Here is a 15,408-nt window from a genome sequence, read left to right on the forward strand (position 1 = left end):
AGAAGGGACAAGATTGTTTCGCAAGCGATCCCGAATGGTGTAGCATTATGCAACAGCAATTTTGAAGTCTTTATTAAAAAAGCGGGATCGCAATGCTTGCGGCTAACGATGATACTTTTTCAAAAGTAGTTCTGAGCGCGCCCCGACCCATACTCGTCCACTTTTGGGCTCCCTGGTGCGGTGCCTGCAGGTTGATCTTACCGACCCTCAACGCCTTCGCGCGATCGCAAACCGGTCCGGATGCGATCGGCCTCGTTAGTGTTAATGCCGACGATAATTTGCGCCTGGCTACGCAGTACCGCCTCACAAATCTGCCGACGTTGATTTTGTTCGACGGCGGGCACGTGGCTTACCGGTTGGAGGAAATCGGTCGGCGCGACGAGTTGCTCCGCATCCTTGAGTCCATGCCCATGTTGCCGCTGCCGAGCCCTGCTTAGTTGCAGACTTGCTGGGCGGGAGTCAGTGCAATTGCTCGTGCTCGATCGCTGCAGGCATTAAATCTGGCTAACCGAACTTCGGGGCGCGATTAATGATAACCAGCCTTGGAGTTGGGGTAGGTCGCCCCTAGCTTTAGATGGCGAGCGTTTGATAACTCGATCGAGCAGGGGGTCCCTACCCATCTACGTTCTATCACTGAGTCTCTAAATCTCAGCACTAGTGCGGCGCGGCGTCAAGGCATAGCTTGGGTAAGAACACTGGCGTCATTAAGTTCGCGCAGTGCAGCCTCGAGGTCGGCCATCAGGTGCGGCGCGTTGTGCTTGGTAGACCCTTGACTGTAGTCGAGGGTATCAAGCGGCTTGCCAACGGCAACCCGAACGTCACAACCCCAAGTGGGATAGGCTTGCGAATAACTCAACCCGACGGGCACGATTTTGACGCTCTCGCCCTTCTCCGTCTGATGGGTTTGCGCCTGCAAAGCTATGCGACCCGGTCCCGGCTTCAATGACCGGACATTTCCGTCGCGAAAGATATTACCCTCAGGAAAAATCACGAGTGCCCGACCCCGAGACAGCAGCTCGACGCTATGGCGGACGCTCTGCAGACTCGGATGCTTCGGATCGACCGGGAACCCCCCTAAGCGCCTGATAAACCAGCCCTGTAACCCGTCCATCTCATTTGCCGACACCATAAAACAAAAATCGCGACCTGTAACCGGCCGGCCGAGGGCACACGGCACAATGAGTGCATCCCAGCGAGAACGATGCGTGGGGGCAACGATCAGCGGACCGCTGCGGGGGATGTTTTCGGCTCCGCTCACGACGATTTTGCCGAAGTAGAGCGGGAAGAGAAATCGGCGAATCAGTGGGTAGCTAATCGCGCTAAGCCACGGCGAGACGCGCGCGGTAACGACACGAGCAGTAGGAGGAATCGAGTTCGAGGTACTCGGTGCAGACATGACAGACTTTGCTATTTTCAATTAGCTATTTGAAACGTTAATTGGATCTGGTGGTATCGCATGGAACGGAAGCATCAGACTTTGGAGTTGGGAGATTACAATGCCACCTTATCGGTTGCCCTCGCCGACCCACGATCGCCCCGGACCAGTTCCTCCGTTGTCACGGCTGGGGACAAATGGTTTTCTGGCACAAAACAGTGTTCGGGCAAAAATTACTTGAATTGAATGAAAATCATGCAGCCCTCATCACTTCATCAAACTGCTGGCTAGTATTTCGCCCGAGCGCGATCGCTCGCGCCCAAACGTGTCTAGTTAGTGCCCTGCCGCTAGAGTCCGATCGCCTAGCCGACGCCTACCCGCGGCCCAGAACTGGCAAAGTCAACTACTCAATTCCTGCTAGAACTCCGAAGGAGATGCCGCGATCGCTTAGGAACGAACGCAACTCGTCGGCTGTGGGCAATGACGACTGCGACCCCGGTCGCGATGCCGCGATCGCCCCGGCAGCCTGCCCCCAGGTCACCGCACGCTGCAAGTCAAGCCCGTGGAAGCGCGCGGCCGCATACGCTCCATTGAACGCATCGCCTGCGGCTACGGTATCTACCCCCGCAATCGGGAAGGCCGGCGCAAAAAATGCTTCACGCGCTGTGGCGCAATACACCCCCTGCTCGCCGAGCGTCATTAGGGTAAGGCCGACGCCGCGCTGCAGCAAGACATCCGCCGCGCGCGCGGCCGTGGCACTGTCGGTAACGGCAAACCCCACTAGCACCTCAGCTTCAGTGGCATTGGGCGAAATAGCATCAACCGCAGCATACAGTTCGGGTGGTAGTGCACGTGCCGGTGCCGGATCGAGCAGCACCGGGACGCCGAGATCGCAGGCTGATTGCGCAGCTGCGATCGCCGCTGATAGGGGCACTTCCAGCTGCAGGAGTAACATTGCCGCTCCATCCAGAAAACTGCGCAGTCGTGCGATATCGCTAGCATCGAGTCGGTTATTCGCACCGGGAACGACGATAATGTGATTCTCGCCGCCCGTTGCAACCGCGATCGACGCCAGGCCCGTTGGCGCGTCTGGATCGACCGCCACGCCAGACGTGTCCGCGCCAACATGTTTGAGGGATGCTTGCAACATCCGCCCGAAGTCGTCATCCCCCACGCGCCCGACCAAAGTTGTCGGTACGTTCAGCCGCGCGAGTGCTGCCGCTTGGTTTGCTCCTTTCCCGCCGGGAACGGTGGTGAACGAGCCGGCCAACAACGTTTCTCCACTCTGAGGCAGATGCGGCACGCTCATGACCAGGTCCGCATTCAGGCTGCCGAAAACAACGACGTGAGGTGAGTTCATGGCGATTTTCGTGGCAATGTGTTCGGCGAGCTGGTGTGAGGACAGCCGGGATTGCTCGCCCGATCCGATGGGCAGTGAGAGCACACCGACCTAGAGGCGGCACTGAAGTTGCAGGCGTAACGGCAATTGCTGTTGACAAGCGCGGTAAACCCCTTCCAGGAACATCTGCGGTGAGACGTTTTCGGGCAAATCGTCCAACCCAAGGCGATCGCAAAGTTGCTTGGCAAGAGCGCGGCAGCGTGCCACCCGGGCATGCGGGTCGAGGGTCTTGCGGCGTTGTAGATAGGTGCGGATGATGGCAAAGTCTTGGGGTCCCAGACGCGCGATCGCAGCCGTTTCCACCAGGTGTGACGCGATTGCTTGCGATTCCGGTGCGAGTTGTATGCGGCGGCGGTCGCTGCTCGGGCGTTCCTGACGGATGACGAGGGTACCGGCTAGCCAGTCGCCGATGCGCTTTTCACGCTCGGTCAACACGATAAACAACTCGCCCACCAAGCCCGACAGCAGCACGTCGTCCAGCGGTCTGAGCAAGGATCGCAGGGCGGCCTGAGGCAGGCGCACCGGCCGGCCGTCATCGCGAATGACGCGGATACCGAGTATGCGCTTGCCAGGGGTTTGCCCGCGATCGAGCGTTTCAAAGCTCACGAAGTACCCGACGTAGAACGCGAAGCCGAGCAGGAGCTGGATTGCAATCAGCCAGGGGTACAGGCGGAATTCGTCATCAACAAAGTGCGATAGCAGCTCCGTGATTCGTTCGGACGCCAGCGCCCATCCCAAGATCAAAAATGTAAGCAGCAGCAACCACAGCAGGTAATCGATCGCGAGCGCGCAGGCACGACGACCGATACCGGCAAGTTCGAATTCCAAGTCGATGCTTTCCGGCGTTGCCAGCTCAATGGGTGCGAGCAGCGGCGACGGCGCCGAGTCCGATGTTGCAGCGATTGCCGACGCGTCCAAGTTCAAGTCGAAGCCATCCCGGCGGCGGGTTAAGTCGTAGTAGAGCAGCGCGCGCATGCCTTGAACCAAGGGCAGCAATAAAGACCCTCCGAGCACGAACCAGGACATCTCGAAGATGCTGTTGCTCTCGATTTCTGCACCCGGCAGCATTGCATCCGAAACGAGCGGCAAGACGCTTTGCAACGTCAGCAATGCAAACGAGATCGGCTGTAACACCAGTGCTACGACCGCAACCACTGCTTGCACGCGCCATACGGCATTGCCCGTCACCTGCCAGCCGCGCGCGAGCGACTGCCGCCAGTTGGTCTGCGTCGCGACTGCCAGCGGGATGTCCACTAGCACGAGACGGGATGATATCCATCCCATTACCAAGGTTAGAGTCATCAACACGAGGAGCGAGCCGGCAGTTCCGATTATTACTCCGTCTAAGCTACCCATCATGCCCCCCACAAACAGGGTCAGAACCCCGACTCCGCCGAGCAAAGCAAGCAGTGCAGCAAACGACAAGCCGATGGTAGTGGCGGTGACCACCGTACCCACCACCAGCAAGCCCCATTTACGCGACTGTACTCGGCGCAGAGCGGTTTTCCAGGTTTCCGGACGCCCCGCAGCGGTGTTGTAGACTAAACGCGCGATCGCCCCCGACCAAACGAAAAACTTCGCCCAGCCGTAGACCGGTACGAACAACCATAAATGCGCGGCAACTGCCATTAAGAACAGCGTCCGGAATTGGCGACGATAGAGACGTACAGCTGCACTCGCAGTGTCGCCAATGCTCAGCGGCTCGATAAATGCACCGTTCGACGCAGCTGGCGGTGCAACTTCTGGGGGTGGGACGGGAGGCGGTGCGGTCCGACTGGGAACGGGGGGCGGAGAGGAATTAGCTTCAGCAGTCATCTGCGGTACAACGCGAGCGACAGGTGCTATCGCTTACGATACCGCTGACGTGTCGGGGATGCGACCGCCGGCAGGGTGTGTAAGTCAGGGTTGGAAGCACCTCGCTTGGTGCGAATGAGTCGGAATGCTGAGCGCTAGGTCGCTGGCGACAAGTCCATCGCGCCATTCTCCTCGCGCTCTTGCCAAAGCAGTCGAGGACGCGAGTGCTTCACCACCGCGGGTTGCGTTGCATTTGGCAGAAGGGGAATCGCGTCGGGGTGACGGCAATTGGGCGCGGTAACCGCGAACGTCGTCCCCACCCCGACTTCACTGGCAACCTCAATGCTGTCGCCGTTTAGCTCCAGGCAATTTTGGGCGACGGCGAGGCCGAGTCCCGATGTTTGGCGTAGTTCTTTACCCAAGCTGTCTGGAGAGAGTGGAACTGTCCTGCGGGATTGTCGAGCGATCGACGGTGCGCTGGGGAAACATGGCACAATGCGAACATAAAATTTCACAAATTCCCGCAGAGATCCCAGCGCTTCCGCTATGACCGCAACTGCCCCGACACTGCCGAGCCAATACGACCCGATCGCCACCGAAGCAAAGTGGCAAAAATTCTGGGAAACCCATCAGGTCTTCCGCGCCGACCCCGGCCGCGACGGCGAGCGTTATTGCATCGTTATCCCGCCCCCCAACGTGACGGGACGTTTGCACATGGGGCATGCCTTCGAGTCCGCATTGATCGACGTGCCGGTGCGCTACCACCGGATGCGCGGGAACAATACTCTTTGCCTGCCCGGCACAGACCACGCCAGCATCGCCGTTCAGGCAATCCTCGATCGCCAGCTCAAAGCCGAGGGCACGGATCGGTTCGCGATCGGCCGGGACGCTTTCCTGAAAAGGGCCTGGCAATGGCGGACTGAATCCGGCGGCGACATTGTCGGACAGCTCAAGCGTCTGGGTCTTTCTGCCGACTGGAGCCGCGAGCGCTTCACGATGGATGATGGACTTTCGAAAGCCGTGCGCGCCGCTTTCATCAAACTGTACGAACTGGGGTCGATCTACCGCGGTCAGTACATGGTCAACTGGTGCCCGGCCTCGCGATCGGCCGTGTCGGATCTCGAAGTCGAACCCAAAGAAGTCAACGGCCATCTTTGGCATTTCAGGTACCCGCTTGTTGATGGCAGCGGCAGCGTGGAAGTGGCCACGACCCGCCCCGAAACAATGCTCGGCGACACGGCCGTGGCGGTGAATCCCAACGACGATCGCTACCGCGATTTCATCGGAAAGTACGTAAAGTTGCCGATCGTCGGTCGCGAGATTCCCGTCATCGCCGACGATTACGTAGACATGGAATTCGGCACCGGTTGCGTGAAGATTACGCCCGCCCACGACCACAACGACTTCGAGATGGGCAAGCGCCACGATCTGCCGTTTATCAACATCATGAATGAGGACGGCACGCTCAACGAAAACGCGGGTGCATTTGCCGAATTGGACCGCTTTGACGCGCGCCAGAAAGTCGTCGATCGCCTCCGCGACCTCGGCGCGCTCGCTGAGATTGAAGACTACGCTCACAAAGTTCCCTACAGCGATCGCGGCAAGGTGCCGGTCGAGCCGCTGATTTCGACGCAATGGTTCGTCAAGATTAAGCCCCTTGCCAAACGCGCTCTCAACGACCTCGACGCCGACAACTCGCCGTTCTTCGTACCCGAACGCTGGAAGAAAGTCTATCGCGACTGGTTGGTGCGTCTGAACGATTGGTGCATTTCGCGGCAGTTGTGGTGGGGACATCAAATCCCCGCGTGGTATGTCGTTAGCGAAACCGGTGGGGCGATCGCCAACGACACGCCGTTTGTGGTTGCTGACAATGAGGAAGAGGCGCAGCAGCAGGCGATCGCCACGTTCGGTCCCGACGCCCAACTCGAACGCGACCCCGACGTTCTTGACACCTGGTTCTCGTCGGGATTATGGCCGTTTTCGACGCTGGGCTGGCCGGACGCAACCGACGACCTCGCCGCATACTATCCGACGAACGTCCTGATCACGGGTTTCGACATCATCTTCTTCTGGGTGGCGCGCATGACGATGATGGCGGGGCAGTTTACCGACAAAATGCCCTTCACGGATGTCTACATCCACGGACTCGTCCGCGACGAGAACGGCAAGAAAATGTCGAAATCGTCCGGCAACGGGATCGATCCGCTGCTGATGACCGATAAGTACGGTGCCGATGCGCTGCGCTACGCGCTGATTAAAGAGGTGACCGGGGCCGGGCAAGACATCAGCCTGCAATACGATCGCAAAAAAGACGAATCCAGCTCGGTTGAAGCCGCCCGCAACTTTGCCAACAAGCTGTGGAATGCGTCGCGCTTCGTGTTGATGAACCTGGAGGGCAAAACACCGCAGCAGCTCGGACAACCGGTAACAGAGCAACTGGAGCTGAGCGATCGCTGGCTTCTGTCCCGTTACTTCCGGATCGTGCAGCAAACTCGCGACCATATCGAAGCCTACGGACTCGGCGAAGCCGCCCAAGGTTTGTACGGATTCATTTGGGGTGACTTCTGCGATTGGTACATCGAGCTGACCAAATCGCGGTTGCGATCGGGCAGCGACGCCACCTCGCGCCTCGTGGCACAACAAACGATCGCCTTCGTGCTCGACGGTATCCTTAAACTCTTGCACCCCTTCATGCCGCACGTCACCGAAGAACTCTGGCACGCGTTGGCACAACCAACCGACAGCATCTCCCTAGCAACGCAACCCTACCCACAGCCCGATCCCGCACTCGTCGCTCCCGATCTGGAAATGGATTTCGAGCTGCTCTTCGGTACGATCCGCGTCTTGCGCAATCTGCGCGCCGAAGCCGACATCAAGCCGGGCGTTGCCGTCACCGCCGTGCTGCAAAGCGATAGCGATCGCGAACGCGACATCCTTACCCGCGGCAGTGCCTACATCAAGGATCTCGCGAAAGTCGAAACTCTCAGCATTGTCCCTGCTTTGGAAACCGAACTGAAGCAGGCGATCGCGGGCGTGGTCGGCACGGTGCAGGTGTTGATTCCCCTCGGCGGCTTGGCCGATATCGATGCGTTGCACGCCAAGATCGAAAAGAACCTCGGTAAAATTGGCGGTCAAATCCAGTCGCTATCAAAGCGCTTGGACAACCCGAACTTCGCAAACAAAGCCCCTGCAGCCGTCGTGCAGGGCGCGCGCGACGAGTTAGCCGAACTCGAAAAGCAGCACGCAATTTTGCGAGACCGTTTGCAGCGCCTGTAACGAGCGTTTTTCGTCTCCGAACGAACGCGATCGCCGCGACTTAGGCGATCGCTTCACGATGTCTGGCACGTTCACTGCCCTGCCCGACAGCATCGGGGGTACGATCTGCACTCGTTACAATCGGCTTAGAGACTCTGTTGAAGACTCTGTAGGTACGAACTTTAGCCGTGACTTCTCCGGTGGAATTTCAAGACGAGTTCGATGTCGTCGTCGTCGGTGCTGGACATGCAGGCTGCGAGGCGGCTCTGGCCGCAGCGCGATTGGGCTGTCGCACGCTGATGCTGACGCTGAATCTGGACAAGATTGCCTGGCAGCCGTGCAATCCGGCCGTTGGCGGTCCGGCAAAATCGCAACTCACCCACGAAGTCGACGCGCTCGGGGGCGAAATCGGCAAGATGACCGATCGCACCTATTTGCAAAAGCGCGTGCTGAATGCCTCGCGCGGTCCAGCTGTATGGGCGCTGCGGGCGCAGACGGACAAGCGCGAATACGCTGCCGTCATGCGTCGCATCGTCGAGAATCAAGAGAACTTGGTGCTGCGCGAAGGAATGGCTACCGACTTAGCGATCGGGCGAAACGGCGACGTCATCGGCGTTCAAACCTACTTCGGTGCGAACTTCAAAGCAAACGCCGTCGTCTTGACCACGGGCACCTTCCTCGGCGGTCGGATTTGGGTCGGCAACAAGTCCATGCCCGCCGGTCGAGCCGGAGAGTTTGCCGCCGTCGGTCTGACCGACACTCTGCAACGATTGGGGTTTGAAACCGATCGCCTTAAGACCGGTACACCCGCACGCGTAGACAAGCGATCGGTCGACACCAGCAAGCTCGAACCGCAGCTGCCGGACAAGGACCTGCGTTGGTTCAGCTTCGATCCGGACGTCTGGGTCGAGCGCGAGCAGATGCCGTGCTACCTGACACGCACCACCTCTGAAACCCATCGCCTGATTCGCGACAACCTGCATTTGTCGCCCGTGTATGGCGGGTGGGTCGATGCCAAAGGACCGCGTTACTGCCCGAGCATCGAAGACAAAATCGTGCGCTTTGCCGATAAGGAAAGCCACCAAATCTTCATCGAGCCAGAAGGGCGCGACATTCCCGAACTGTATATTCAAGGTTTCTCAACAGGATTGCCAGAGAACTTGCAACTGCAGATGTTGCGATCGCTTCCCGGCTTAGAAAGCTGCACGATGCTGCGCCCGGCCTACGCCGTCGAATACGACTATTTGCCAGCTACGCAATGCTTCCCGACGCTGATGACCAAGCAGGTTGCCGGACTGTTTTGTGCGGGGCAACTCAACGGCACGACGGGTTATGAAGAAGCTGCCGCGCAGGGGCTCGTTGCTGGTATCAACGCCGCACGTTTTGCCCGCGATCGCGACGCAATTGTCTTCCCGCGCGAGCACAGCTACCTCGGCACGCTGATCGACGATTTATGCACCAAAGAGCTGCGCGAACCCTATCGCATGCTCACCTCGCGTTCGGAATATCGCTTGCTATTGCGGTCGGACAACGCCGATCGCCGCCTGACACCCCTCGGTCGCGACATCGGGCTGATCGACGATCGCCGCTGGGAGCTGTTTCAACGCAAGCAAGCACGCATTGCTGCTGAGAAAGAGCGCCTGCAAACCCTACGGGTTAAGGAGCACGATGCCATTGGCATGGCGATCGTTGAGGCAACCGGACAGCGCATCAAAAACTCGGCAACCCTGGCGGACCTGTTGCGACGGCCGGGATTCCATTACGCCGACTTGGACCATTATGGGTTGGGCGACGGCAACCTCGAGCGTGCCGAACGCGAAGGGGCGGAAATCGACCTCAAATACTCCGGCTACATCCAGCGCCAGCAAGCCCAAATCGACCAAATCGCGCGCAACGAAGGGCGCAAACTACCGCCCGACCTCGACTACACCGCGATCCAGACCCTGTCGATGGAAGCGCGTGAAAAGCTGCGGAAAGTACGTCCGCTTACCGTGGGTCAAGCAACGCGCATTGGCGGCGTCAACCCGGCCGATATCAACGCGCTGCTGGTGTATCTGGAGCTCCGTTCGCGCCCCGCTCCCGTCCGAGCCTAGGTTTCTGACATAACGCGATCGCGTTGCTGCGGCTGGAGGGCGATGTGTGGGGGCTTGAGCCACTCGCCAGTAAATTGGCAACAAGCGCTAAGCTTGAGAGACGCGTTCATAACACTACTTGACGGGCCGATATATTCGGTCCTCAATTGAGATGATGACGAGTTTTGACATTCCGCATCGCGAATGGTGGGTGCTGCGCTGGCTCGACTTACTTGAAAAATATCGCTTCAAAAAACGTTTGGAGCGCGGTCGACGCTATGCCCGGGAGGGCTACATTCTCAGCATCAAATTCGAGGATGCGCAAGTCAAAGCAATCGTACAAGGGAGTGCGGAAGAACCCTACGAATTGGCAATTTGGCTCGATCGCTTTAGCAATAAGGATTGGGATGTCATCATCGACAATCTCGCCCAGAAAGCCAGATATTCCGCACAATTGCTAGCAAGCGAGATGCCGGAGGATGTGGATGACGCGTTTGTAGCGAGTGGGGCTAGTTTATTTCCATTTTCGCTGTCAGAAGTACATTCGCGTTGCAGCTGTCCCGACCCAGAAAATCCGTGCAAGCACATTGCAGCAGTGTATTACGAGCTCGGCGATCGCCTCAGCGAAGATCCCTTTGTATTATTTCAATTACGCGGGCGCTCGCGCGAGCAAATTCTCGATGCCATTCGCGAGCGGCGATCGCAATCCGCACCAAAAGCGCCGCCCGTCGAGGCAGCCATTGCGGACAATGCTGTTGCCGAACCTTCAGATCCTGACGATAAAACCCTTCTCCTCAATCGATTCTGGCATTACGACGAACCCCTCGATTCGTCATTGGCGGCGATCGCAGCTCAAGACAACAGTACTGTGTTGGAGTTATTGGGATGGCTGCCGCTGCCGGCAGAAGAAGCCCGGGCGGTGCGCATGCTAGTGCAGCAAACCTTCGAACGCGCTCGGGAGTCCGCTCCAAAACCCGAAGCATCCGAAGCCGCAACATGACTCAATTTGCCGGCGCGATCGCCCACGTCGAGACTGCGGGTGCGGGGTATCCGATCCTGTGCCTGCACGGACATCCCGGACGCGGACGCAGTATGGGGGTGTTTGTAGAGCATCTGGCACCGCGTTATCGAACGATCGCGCCGGATCTTCGGGGCTACGGGCGGAGTCAAGTATCCGCACCATTCGTCATGCACGATCACCTCGACGATCTGACCGCGTTGCTCGATCGCCTCGATATCGAGCGCTGTCTGTTGGTTGGGTGGTCGCTCGGCGGCATCCTAGCGTTGGAATCGATCTTGGCTCAGCCTCAGCGTTTTAGTGGCACGATCCTCGTGGCCTCGGCCGCGAGACCGCGCGGCACTCACCCGCCCATCTCCAAACTCGACTTGCTCTACACCGGCATTGCTGGCGTGCTGAACTGGCTCAAACCCGGTTGGGAATGGAACATCCAGCAGTTCGGGCAGCGATCGCTCTTCCGCTATCTCGTGCAGCAGCACACGCCCGCCACCTATCGCTACCTCGCCGAAGAAGGGGTTGCTGCTTATCTACAAACTTCGCGCCACGCCCAGCAGGCATTGGATAGGGCGATTCGTGCTGGCTACGATCGCAGTGCCAACCTCAACCGTATTGAAGTTCCCTGCTTAGTCCTGATGGGTGCAGAAGACCGCCATATCGCGGCAGCTGCCAGTCGCGCCACCGCCGATCTCCTGCCGGATTGCCAGTGGTGCTGCTATCCGGACACTGCGCACCTGTTTCCCTGGGAAGTACCGGTGCGCGTACTCGATGATGTGGATGCCTGGCTGCACGCGCGTCCCGATGTTGTTGGCGGCTGTTCGGAGCGATCGCGCGCCGGTGCAAATGGTCCCTCCTGAGTACACTCGCTAGCCCCAGTCACTTCGATCGAAGATTTAGAACTAGAGTCCGGGGCTTAGAGGTCAGGAATTTCCGACTTCATGCGCTCTAACGTAGCCTGCATTTGGTCGAACATTTGTTGCGGGGTCATGCCCACTTGTTGGAGCTGTGTTTTGAGTTGCTCTACGGACATGCGAGCCATAAAATCCTCAGACAGCTCGAAGCGCTTCATGAAAATCCGGTAGCGCTCCATCAGCGCTTCCATGCGGTCGATGTACATGATCTTGCCATCGCGATCGAATTTACCGTACTGTCCGCCTAGCTGCACGAGGGCTTGATAGTCTTCAAACAGTTGTTTGGCTTCTGCTTGTACGACATCCGAATCGAAAAATCCCATAATGGTTGTGCCAACGAGGTCTTTGATGTATCCATGCCGTTCCAGTAACGAAACCGGCACCATTTGTTAACAAACGGATTGCAAGTCCTGTGCGAGTATTTAACCGGACCAGACTTCAATGAAAATTCTAGAAGAGCGCCGAAGCCACCATCAAGTCGGTTTTCCGTATCCCGCGCGATCGCCTGTTGGCACTCTCCCAGTGTTACCGGTTCTATCATTAATAATGACCCTTCTTGCCCGCGCGATTGCGGATCTGCACGGCTATGACTGCGCTCCAGCATTGGTTCCAACAACCCAAGAACCCCAAGCTCTCGGCGGTGCTAGCCCTGGTCGGTACGGTGACGCCGCTCGCAGGACTGCATAAGTTCTACCTCGGTCAGCCGGTATGGGGCGCGGCTTATTTGGCATTGTTTTGGACGCCGATTCCCCATGTGGCGAGTGGGGTAGAAGCTGTATGGTACCTATTACAGGGCGAGACAGAGTTCGATCGCCGTTTTAATCCAGACGTCCCCATCACCTCGGCACAGTCCACCTTCGACCCAACACAAGTCGGCGCCGCCGCCGATGCGATCCGCCAGCTCGATCGCCTGCGGCAAGAAGGATTGCTCTCCGAATGCGAGTTCGAGCAAAAGCGCCGTCAACTTCTCGATTGCATCGCCACTGAATAGATTCCCCTGAATAGAATCCTGAAGAGAACCTGCGTCGCTCCGCTACAAGGCGATCGCGACTCCGGTTCATCCAACGTTTACCAACTGCAAACCGCTATGCTGCCGAGCAATCTGCTCGTCCACCGTCAGAACGGCGAGTCGGTTGCGCCCAAACACCTGCCGCTCGATGCTCGGCACCGCGACCTCGCACTCGCATCGATCGCTTGCTTTCAAGCGGCGGTTGGCAATACGCAAGCGGCGCTCGACGCCCAGCTCCTCGACCTGGAAGGTGACAGCCCGGACTACCGTTTGCGGCGGGGTTTGGCGCACCTGCTCAAAAACAGTTTCGCTACGTTTGAGGTCGTCAGCCCGCTGGAGCCGCTGCTGCTGCGCGAGCGCGTCTTTGCGGCCGCGGCCGAACGCTTGCCGAGCCGAGATCGCCGCGATCGCACGCTAGAAGAACTGAGCCACGCTCTCAGCCGCGAACTCGGTCGCGAGGTATTGCCAGCCGACATTGCAACCGGGCTGTATGCAGATCTCCAAGCAAACCGCATCCTGACTCAATTTGACGCGCCAACCCCCGAGGGCTTGCTCCAGCGCTACAACCTTGCACAGGTGCAGGGGATTTTTTACCGCGCTACCCACGTCGCGATCGACGTTCACCGGAACGACCCCGGCGAATACAAGCTACTGTTTCGCTATCTCAAGCTGTTTCAGTTGATGGCGTATATCGAAGGCGATGCGGACTGCGGGTTCACAATCGCGATCGACGGTCCGGCCAGTTTGTTCAAAGCCAGTACGCGCTACGGTCTTTCACTGGCAAAACTGATTCCGGCATTGCTGCACGTCACCCGCTGGAGCCTCAAGGCCGAACTCAATCGGCGCAATCCCTTCGATGGCACGCGGCGACAGGGATATTTCCAGCTCGACAGCGACTGCAGTTTAACCAGTCACTACCCGCCGGGCAAGCCGTTCGACAGTTTGTTGGAAGAATCGTTTGCCAAGCGCTGGGCAAAAATGAAGACACCCTGGCAGCTGGAGCGCGAAGTCGATTTGGTTCCAATCCCCGGTAGCGTGATGATTCCCGACTTTAGACTCGTGCATCCCGACGGACGCAGTTTTTTGTTAGAAATTGTCGGCTACTGGCGGTTGGAGTACCTGCGGCGCAAATTCGCAAAAGTCCGCCGCGCCAACATTCCAAACCTGGTGCTGGCGATTTCCGAGCGTTTGAACTTAGAAAAAGCCGAGATTAACACGGCGCAACTGCCCGCCCGCGTGGTTTGGTTCAAAGACAAGCTCGCTCCGAAAGCCGTCCTGGAGGCAATCGCATCCGACAGGTCCTGAGCATTGGGCGTTGCCGTTCCTTTCCGGACTGTAAACGAGCACCCATTTGTTGGCTGCGATCGCGAAGGTGCCCCAACACCAAAACCGCGATTCGGGATCTGCCCGCTCGCGGGGAGTGGACGCGGGCAATAGCAGCAGCGTCGATCCGACGCCGGCGAGGGTCGATTCAACATCGGCGTTGTCCGAGTCGACGCCAGCAATAATCGATTCAACACCTTTGATGTCCGATCCGACGCCAGCGATGTTCGATTCAACAGCGTGAAGACGCATCAATCATCCAAGCTCGGCTTAGGTGCGATCGCAGATGTCGACTCATTCCCGGTTGACGGCTGAATGTCAAGCGATCGCTCCCAATGGTTTGGGGTATTCGCTATCCTGCCGCACCGATCAGTGCTGCATCGCCTTTCAGCAACGGAAACCCTAACTCCTCTCGCTGCTGGAGATAACTCGCCGCCACCTTCCTTGCCAGCGAACGGATGCGCCCGATATAGCGCGCGCGCTCCGTCACCGAAATGGCGCCGCGGGCGTCGAGCAGATTAAATGTATGCGAACACTTGAGGACGTAATCGAGACCCGGCAGCACCAACCCGCGATCGCAAAGCCGCCTTGCTTCACCCTCGTATAGCCCGAACAGCTCGAATAACATTTCCGGGTCCGACGCCTCGAAGTTGTAGACGCACTGCTCGATCTCTCCCTGCAAGTGCACGTCTCCGTAGGTGAGGCGATCGTTCCATTGGATTTTAGCGATCGCGTCTACATCCTGCAGGTACATCGCCAAGCGCTCGAGCCCGTAAGTAATCTCGATCGACACCGGTTGGCAGTCGATGCCGCCGCACTGCTGGAAATACGTGAATTGAGTGATTTCCATGCCGTCGAGCCAGACTTCCCAGCCCACGCCCCACGCTCCCAACGTCGGAGCTTCCCAGTTGTCTTCCACGAAGCGAATGTCGTGGTCTTCGGGATGAATTCCCAATGCTCGCAGCGATTCCAAATACAGCTCTTGAATGCCTGCCGGCGACGGCTTAATCAGAACTTGGTATTGGTAGTACTGCTGAAAGCGGTTGGGATTTTCGCCGTAGCGACCGTCAGACGGGCGACGACACGGTTCCACGTAGGCGACCGACCACGGTTCGGGTCCGATCGCACGCAAGAAGGTATGGGGACTCATCGTTCCCGCCCCTTTTTCCGTGTCATAGGGCTGCACGAGCGCGCAACCGCGAGCACCCCAAAACTCGTTCAGCGTAGCAATAAACGATTGAAAAAATGCAGACAC

Annotated in this window: 13 protein-coding genes; 7 read left to right on the forward strand and 6 right to left on the reverse strand. The window is 58.3% G+C overall.

Annotated features, from left to right (window positions below; all coding sequences use genetic code 11):
• The first annotated feature begins 92 nt into the window (after nt 1-92).
• A complete protein-coding gene (locus KR51_RS08805; RefSeq protein WP_022606926.1) occupies nt 93-437 on the forward strand; it encodes a thioredoxin family protein in 345 nt (114 codons plus the stop codon).
• 233 nt (nt 438-670) lie between these two features.
• Here the strand turns inward: KR51_RS08805 and KR51_RS08810 are convergent, their stop codons facing one another.
• The 4 genes from KR51_RS08810 to KR51_RS08825 all read right to left on the reverse strand — a co-directional run bounded on the left by KR51_RS08810 (nt 671) and on the right by KR51_RS08825 (nt 4,990).
• Nucleotides 671-1,396: a lysophospholipid acyltransferase family protein gene (locus tag KR51_RS08810; protein WP_022606928.1), complete on the reverse strand. Its 726-nt coding sequence runs from the start codon at nt 1,394-1,396 to the stop codon at nt 671-673.
• A 382-nt stretch (nt 1,397-1,778) separates the two neighbouring features.
• Nucleotides 1,779-2,735, reverse strand: coding sequence for a ribokinase (gene rbsK / locus KR51_RS08815; protein WP_022606930.1), 957 nt, complete (start codon nt 2,733-2,735; stop codon nt 1,779-1,781).
• A gap of 90 nt (nt 2,736-2,825) precedes the next feature.
• Nucleotides 2,826-4,589, reverse strand: coding sequence for an RDD family protein (locus KR51_RS20210; RefSeq protein WP_022606932.1), 1,764 nt, complete (start codon nt 4,587-4,589; stop codon nt 2,826-2,828).
• Between the two features lie 134 nt (nt 4,590-4,723).
• A complete protein-coding gene (locus KR51_RS08825) occupies nt 4,724-4,990 on the reverse strand; it encodes a HAMP domain-containing histidine kinase (RefSeq protein ID WP_040655697.1) in 267 nt (88 codons plus the stop codon).
• 124 nt (nt 4,991-5,114) lie between these two features.
• Here KR51_RS08825 and KR51_RS08830 point away from each other — a divergent pair, with 124 nt between their 5' ends.
• The 4 genes from KR51_RS08830 to KR51_RS08845 all read left to right on the forward strand — a co-directional run bounded on the left by KR51_RS08830 (nt 5,115) and on the right by KR51_RS08845 (nt 11,767).
• A complete protein-coding gene (locus tag KR51_RS08830) occupies nt 5,115-7,844 on the forward strand; it encodes a valine--tRNA ligase (protein WP_022606937.1) in 2,730 nt (909 codons plus the stop codon).
• Between the two features lie 167 nt (nt 7,845-8,011).
• On the forward strand, nt 8,012-9,916 hold the full coding sequence (gene mnmG, locus KR51_RS08835) for a tRNA uridine-5-carboxymethylaminomethyl(34) synthesis enzyme MnmG (RefSeq protein ID WP_022606939.1): 1,905 nt from the start codon (nt 8,012-8,014) through the stop codon (nt 9,914-9,916).
• A gap of 169 nt (nt 9,917-10,085) precedes the next feature.
• Nucleotides 10,086-10,895 carry an SWIM zinc finger family protein gene (locus KR51_RS08840; protein ID WP_408638106.1) on the forward strand — a complete coding sequence of 270 codons (810 nt, stop codon included), beginning with the start codon at nt 10,086-10,088 and terminating at the stop codon, nt 10,893-10,895.
• Complete coding sequence (locus KR51_RS08845) at nt 10,892-11,767, forward strand: alpha/beta fold hydrolase (RefSeq protein WP_022606942.1); 876 nt, start codon at nt 10,892-10,894, stop codon at nt 11,765-11,767. Before KR51_RS08840 ends, KR51_RS08845 begins: the two co-directional genes overlap by 4 nt.
• Nucleotides 11,768-11,823: 56 nt before the next feature.
• On the opposite strand, the gene KR51_RS08850 is transcribed toward KR51_RS08845, so the two are convergent.
• Nucleotides 11,824-12,144, reverse strand: coding sequence for a DUF1825 family protein (locus KR51_RS08850; RefSeq protein WP_022606944.1), 321 nt, complete (start codon nt 12,142-12,144; stop codon nt 11,824-11,826).
• 263 nt (nt 12,145-12,407) lie between these two features.
• Here KR51_RS08850 and KR51_RS08855 point away from each other — a divergent pair, with 263 nt between their 5' ends.
• Nucleotides 12,408-12,812: an NINE protein gene (locus KR51_RS08855; RefSeq protein WP_022606946.1), complete on the forward strand. Its 405-nt coding sequence runs from the start codon at nt 12,408-12,410 to the stop codon at nt 12,810-12,812.
• Nucleotides 12,813-12,908: 96 nt separating this feature from the next.
• Nucleotides 12,909-14,135 (forward strand): DUF790 family protein, encoded by a 1,227-nt coding sequence (locus tag KR51_RS08860; RefSeq protein WP_022606949.1) that lies wholly within the window; start codon nt 12,909-12,911, stop codon nt 14,133-14,135.
• A 370-nt stretch (nt 14,136-14,505) separates the two neighbouring features.
• On the opposite strand, the gene glyQ is transcribed toward KR51_RS08860, so the two are convergent.
• Nucleotides 14,506-15,408, reverse strand: coding sequence for a glycine--tRNA ligase subunit alpha (glyQ, locus tag KR51_RS08870; protein ID WP_022606952.1), 903 nt, complete (start codon nt 15,406-15,408; stop codon nt 14,506-14,508).

The organism is Rubidibacter lacunae KORDI 51-2 (assembly GCF_000473895.1).
Lineage (GTDB): Bacteria > Cyanobacteriota > Cyanobacteriia > Cyanobacteriales > Rubidibacteraceae > Rubidibacter > Rubidibacter lacunae.